Annotated in this window: 6 protein-coding genes; all 6 read left to right on the plus strand. The window is 62.7% G+C overall.

From position 1 onward, the window contains the following. Window positions 1-102 precede the first annotated feature (102 nt). Entirely contained in the window at window positions 103-648 is a 546-nt protein-coding gene (locus tag ACESNG_RS18455) for a TetR/AcrR family transcriptional regulator (RefSeq protein WP_373063618.1), read from the plus strand. 9 nt (window positions 649-657) lie between these two features. Then, complete coding sequence (locus ACESNG_RS18460; RefSeq protein WP_373070254.1) at window positions 658-1,743, plus strand: DUF418 domain-containing protein; 1,086 nt, start codon at window positions 658-660, stop codon at window positions 1,741-1,743. Window positions 1,744-1,873: 130 nt separating this feature from the next. After that, window positions 1,874-2,395, plus strand: a complete 522-nt coding sequence (locus tag ACESNG_RS18465; RefSeq protein WP_373070256.1) for a ubiquinol-cytochrome c reductase iron-sulfur subunit — start codon at window positions 1,874-1,876, stop codon at window positions 2,393-2,395. 1,144 nt (window positions 2,396-3,539) lie between these two features. Beyond that, window positions 3,540-3,800 (plus strand): type II toxin-antitoxin system Phd/YefM family antitoxin, encoded by a 261-nt coding sequence (locus ACESNG_RS18470; RefSeq protein WP_373058457.1) that lies wholly within the window; start codon window positions 3,540-3,542, stop codon window positions 3,798-3,800. Between the two features lie 26 nt (window positions 3,801-3,826). Next, entirely contained in the window at window positions 3,827-4,276 is a 450-nt protein-coding gene (locus tag ACESNG_RS18475; protein WP_373058473.1) for a type II toxin-antitoxin system VapC family toxin, read from the plus strand. Between the two features lie 765 nt (window positions 4,277-5,041). Continuing rightward, a partial coding sequence (locus tag ACESNG_RS18480) for a serine hydrolase domain-containing protein (RefSeq protein ID WP_373070258.1) occupies window positions 5,042-5,827 on the plus strand: 786 nt, incomplete at its 3' end.

A 5,827-nucleotide genomic window follows, 5' to 3' on the forward strand; every position in this document is an offset into this window, starting at 1 on the left:
ATCACCGGGACCTCACCCGAGTCCTTGGCTCTTCCGCGAGATGAGACAATATTGTCTCATATGGTAGACAGCACACCCAGCTCGACCTCTGCCCGGAACCGCTTGCTCCGCGCCGCAGCGACCGTATGGGGTGCCGATCCGTCGGCGTCGCTGGACAGTGTCGCCAAGGCGGCAGGTGTGGGCAAGGCTACCCTGCACCGCTACTTCACCTCGCGCACCGAACTCCTGCAGGCTGCCGCGCTGGACGGCATTGCTGCACTCGCCGACGCGCTCGAGCACGCGGGGTGTTTTCGCCTCGACGCCGCGCCGGCCCTCCAGGCTATGGTCGACGTGCTCGTGCCCTTCGGCGACCGGCTGCACTTCCTGCTGGTGTGCGGCGACCTCATGGGCGACCCGGCAGTTAACGCGGCGGAGGCCGAGGTCGATGCACGGCTGCATCGCGTGCTCGACATCGCGGTCGCCGATGGTCTCCTGCGCGCCGATGTGCCGCGCGCGTGGCGCTTTCGCGCGATCGAGGCCCTCGTATACGCGGCGTGGACCGCCGTAGCCGCCGGTGAGTTGGCGCGACTCGACGCACCGGCGTTGGTCCATTCCACGCTACTGCGCGGGCTCGGCCCGCCGTCGCTCGCAGTCCGCGGTACGCGATAGGGCCGAGGCATGAGTTCAGTAACAGCCGCACCATCCCTCCCGCGTGACGACGCCATCGACCTCGCGCGCGCCGTGGCCATCCTCGGCATGTTCGTCATTCATGCCGTGTTGGCACTGGCGACCTCTGTACCGAACTACGGCCTGCCCGGATTCATCCTGTGGTGGTGCGACGGCCGCGCCGCGGCGACGTTCGTCACCCTCGCCGGGTTCGGCATGGCGCGCCTAGCGTCGAGATCCGATGGCGCGAGCACGGCGACGCTGCGTAAACGGGCGCTCGTATTGTGGACGATGGGTGTCATCAACCTCGTCGTATGGCCCGGCGACATTCTTCGCGTATACGGCGTGGCGCTGCTGCTCGCCCCACTGATTTTGCGCTGGTCGGTGCGCACCCGCGTCTGGGTGAGCGTCGCACTGGGCGTGGCCTTCCGGCTGCTCATGTTGGTGTTCGATTGGGCGAAGCATTGGCAGCTCGACACGCTCACGTACGTCGGTGTGTGGACGGTAGACGGATTCGTGCGGAACCTGCTATTCGACGGCTTCCGCCCCGTGGTGCCGTGGCTCGCGTTCTTTGTAATGGGCACGGTGCTCGCCGAACAGCACCTGCGTGACACGCAGGTGCATCGCTGGCTGTTGCGTGTCGGCGTGCTCACCACGCTGTCGTCTCTCGGGCTTTCGGTTGCGCTCGATCGGCTGCTCGGACAGCTCGCGCCTCAGGTCGACGCCCTTACGCGCGAAGGACTGGTGGGCACCACGTCATTGGCACCGTTGCCGCTGTTCTTGCTGTCGGCCGTCGGCACCACTTCACTGGTACTCGGCAGCGCGTTCATGCTCGTACCGCACGCGCCGCGCTGGGTGGTGGAGCCGCTCGTGGCCACCGGACGACGTGCCATCACGTGGTATGTTCTACACGTGGCGCTGCCGGTCACGCTCTATTCATTGGCATGGCGAAACAGTCGCACGCCGGCGGAGGCCATCGCCATCGGCCTCGCGATATTCAGCGCGGCCGTGTGCTGGTCGTTCTGGCGCCGCACCGAGCCGGGACTGTTCGAGTCGCTCGTTCGTCGGTTCACGAGGACAAGATTTTCCATTGCATGAACGTCACCGATCGGTCACGAGTCACGTGGATCTCATCTCCGCCGTGGAACTGTGGTTCTCGCATCGGCGTAGACTAGGCGTAACCCAGTCTTCCCGCGCTGCGCCTTGCCCCCTCGCCGACCGACGACTCATGCCCTCACAGCATTCGAACGATCTTCCCGCATCCGGCGACGCGATCGTTGCAGGATGCACCACCTGCACACTGTCGCGACGACACTTCGTCTCCGCCTCCGCGCTCAGCGTCATGGGCGCCTTGCTGGGGGCATGCGGCGATGGGGAGAGCTCCGCCACAGCACCGGGTCCGACAGCGGGCACCACCGTTGGAGCGACGCGGTCCGGCAACGTCTGGTCGATCGACATCGCGGCCGCCACCGATCTCAGTACGCGCGGCCTCCTGATTCTGGCCGGCGGTGCCAAGCCCGCGCTCGTCGTGCGTTCGGGCAACGACAGCTATGTGGCGTACAACGCTGCCTGCCCGCACGCGGGCACCGTGTTCTCGTGGCAGTCCATCGGCAACAGTATTCGCTGCAACAATCACGGCAGCGAGTTCGTGTCGGCTACCGGGGTATTGTCGCGGGGACCTGCGACCACTGGCCTCGCGCAGCTGCCGATCACACGCAGCGGAAACACACTGACCGTCAACGTCGGCTGAGCGCGGCGTTACTCCCTACTCCCTACTCCCCACTGCCTACCCAACAGCCGGAACACGGATGACTCCGATCAACGGAAACACCACGGATACGCAAAACCCTTGATGACGATCGTGCTGGGCTGTCGGTAGTCACTCCGCATATCGGTGGCCGTTTCCGTGTAATCCGAGGTCTCCGTATTCTGGCTGTTGACGATCGCTCCCTAGCGCGATGGCCGTGAAGGATGTTTCGCAGGGGCCCGCACATTGTACGCACCATTGACTGAGGCCGCCTCATCCCCTGCGGCCAGTGCTCCGATCGGCGCGGCTATTTTCCTCATATGCAGGACAGCAACGTCCTGTTCCTCGCGCACCGCACCAATGCTCGTTATGGCTCCATTATCCCCCGCCATTGCACCGTTGGACGTCCCGTGTGACAGTGCGCCAACTTCTTTTCTGACGACTAATCCGTAGCGTCCCGACGTTTGGGGATTAGAACGGTGTAAGTGGTTGATTTGCTTGGGGAACGGAATCGTTTTGTCTAGCCTCGACGTGAACGATGAGGCGCGGCATGTCGGTCTTTTGCGCGGAGGCGCGCCGGACCGTCATGCACCGAAGCACCGCGACAACAGGCGTGGTGGTTCGCCGCGCCCCGTCCGTCGGCACGATGCCCATTTCCATCATTGTACTGTTCTTCGCGTCGCTTCGCGTGCTCCGCGAGCTTCGCGCGAACCAGCTGGCTCTCCGATCGCTTCGCGGCAGACGCCGGCACCGCCGTTCGCGCGAAGTACGCGAAGATCGCGAAGGCCCGCGAAGCAGACGCACCTATGAATCGCTGAGCAAGTTCTACCGCTTGACCGGCATCGCGTGCGCGGAATGCTACAGATCCTGAGTGTGGCCCAGTTCGCGCTAGTCCCGCCCCATCAACGACGTACGCCACCACCTGGTTATTCAGACGCTGATTTCGAGTACCTTCCACTGGTTCTCCACGAAAAAACGTTGGGATACTTCTGACGACTAATGTGCATGATTTCAGGTCGATAACGCCGGACCGCTGCTGCATGGTTCGAGCGAGCCAGTTCCCTTGCGAGTATCTCCTCTCGCGGTCGAGACGGGCCCAGGCGAGAGCGGGTTGACCACGCCCTCATTGTGTGTCACATTGTGTCACATGACTCCGGTCAAGAATATTTCCATCCGCGACTTGCATGCGCGCACCGGTGCCGTGGTGCGTGAAGCCGCCGCCGGTGTGTACGCGTTCGTGGTCACCGATCACGGTCGTCCCATCGCCACGATCACTCCGTTCGTGGAGTCCGAGCCGCGCCGTTCCTTTCGTGATCGTCGCATTCTGCCCGCGTTCGCAAAAATTGAACAGCGCGGTCTGACCAGCGATTCGAGTGAAGGCATCAGCGCGGATCGCGAGCGGGACTAACCACCATGCCGGATGTGTCGCGCAGTATGCGTGCGTATTTCGATACCGCGTTCGTCGTCAAGTGTTACGCACTCGAGCACGGCAGTGCGGACGTTCGCGCGTTTGCGGCCGCCACCATGGAGCTCGTCACGTCGGAGTTAGTGCGGGCTGAGTTTGCCGCCGCGATCCATCGAAAGCGTCGTGAAGATGCGTTCACACGCCGTGATGCAAACGCCATACTTGCGCAGTTCGACGCCGATTATGACGATGGAGTCTGGACCCTCTTGCCCGTCAGCTCGACGGTGCTGGAGCGCGTCTCGGCGACGTATGGCGCGCTCCCGTCGAACGTCTATGTGCGTGCAGCCGATGCGATTCACTGCGCCAGCGCCGTGGAGTTTGGCCTTGCGCATATTTATTCGAATGATCGACATCTGTTGGCCGCCGCGCCGCACTTCAAATTGCGCGGAACAGATCTGACGGCAGGCGGCAAATCATAGGATCGTGCTTCATCCACGATCGCCATACGTGAACCCGTTCTCCTGCGCGCGTCCGACCGCCACTATGCCCGTGGCCACTTGACGCGCATTGCCGATCTGGTTCATGACCGACTCGAATCCCGCGTGCACCTTCGTAAAAATCCAACACGGGTGGGGCAGTTCGTCTTACGGGGACCCACCGGTGCGTCAAATGGGCCGCCATGGTTGCCCGGTATCTCGAACGTAAACGGCTAGAACACAGTCAGCGACAACGGTGCGGATACGTACTCCGCCGGAACCGGTACGGCCTTGATGGCTTTCAAACCTTCGCCGTTCGCGCAGTGGAGCATCAACGCCTTCATTGGCGCCGACAACCCATCGCTGTACAATTTCCGCGGTTACCTGAATTTCAATCCACGGCGTTCACGCCGTGCTCCCTTCTTGATCAGTTTCATAAGCCGCCTCCGCCCCCCAATCAGGGCCAGTTGAGCGTCCACGACATCGGGTCAAGTCCCAATCCGCAGCACTCGGCTTCGGTCGGCGAGCTTGGCAACAGCCGGAACACGGATCACACCGATCAACGGAACCAACACGGATAAGCAAAAGCGTCGATGGTTGTCACGCGCGCCTGGCCGGATCCCGTTCGCGTATCCCTGGCTCCTTCCGTGAGATCCGTGATTTCCGTGTTCCAGCTATTCGCAATCGCTCAGCCGTTGCCTTAACTCCGGCAACGCGCGAGCGTCTCACCTCCGAGCAGCGACACCATACTGCGAATGGAGTAGTACGATGCGACGAAAGGTGACAGGGAACCCGATCAGCCACGCTTGTCTGGCCGCGCTGGTCGTGACGGCTTGCTCGTTGGTCGCTGCGTGTGCAGGAAAGGACACGGTAGCGCCAACCGCGCCGATTCCGGTCGATCCCAAATCACTGCCCATGGCGTTCCCGTCGACCTCCACCGACGAGTGGGCCACGATCTCACCCGCCGCTCTCGGCTGGGATACCCTCGCACTGCGCAACGCGCTAGACTGGGCGGGTACGCAGAAGTCCACCGCCGTCGTCATTGCGTGGCGCGGCCGCATCGTGGCCGAGCGATATTGGAAGGGCTGGACGCCGTCCAAGGACTCTATCATCGCCAGTGCCGGCAAGTCCGTTGTGTCGTTACTGGTTGGACGGTTACGCGAACAGGGGCGGCTCACGTTCGACGATCCAGCCACGCGCTGGCTCGGTGTCGGATGGTCACGAGCGCCGCTCACCGAATCGCGTATCACCGTGAAGCATCTGTTGTCCATGAGCAGTGGACTCGACGACTCACTCAAGGTCGTGGTCGAACCCAACACGCGATTCTACTACAACAACCCGGCATACTATCAGCTGTTCGGCGTGATCGCCGCCGCGAGTGGGCAGAGTGTGGTGAATTACAGTGCGGCGCAACTGTTCACGCCGATCGGTATGCGAACAGCGCGATGGGTTCCGAATATCGATACCGGAGAGCTGGGGCTCGTGTTGAGTTGTTCTGCGCGCGACATGGTACGCTTCGGGCACTTGATCCTCAATCGTGGACGATGGAACGGC

It is taken from the genome of Gemmatimonas sp., from assembly GCF_041689975.1.
Taxonomy (GTDB): Bacteria; Gemmatimonadota; Gemmatimonadetes; order Gemmatimonadales; family Gemmatimonadaceae; genus Gemmatimonas.

Coding starts and splice junctions, on each gene's coding strand:
- ACESNG_RS18460 (WP_373070254.1), top strand. CDS start 658: ATGAGTTCAGTAACAGCCGCACCATCCCTCCCGCGTGACGACGCCATC.
- ACESNG_RS18465 (WP_373070256.1), top strand. CDS start 1,874: ATGCCCTCACAGCATTCGAACGATCTTCCCGCATCCGGCGACGCGATC.
- ACESNG_RS18470 (WP_373058457.1), top strand. CDS start 3,540: ATGACTCCGGTCAAGAATATTTCCATCCGCGACTTGCATGCGCGCACC.
- ACESNG_RS18475 (WP_373058473.1), top strand. CDS start 3,827: ATGCGTGCGTATTTCGATACCGCGTTCGTCGTCAAGTGTTACGCACTC.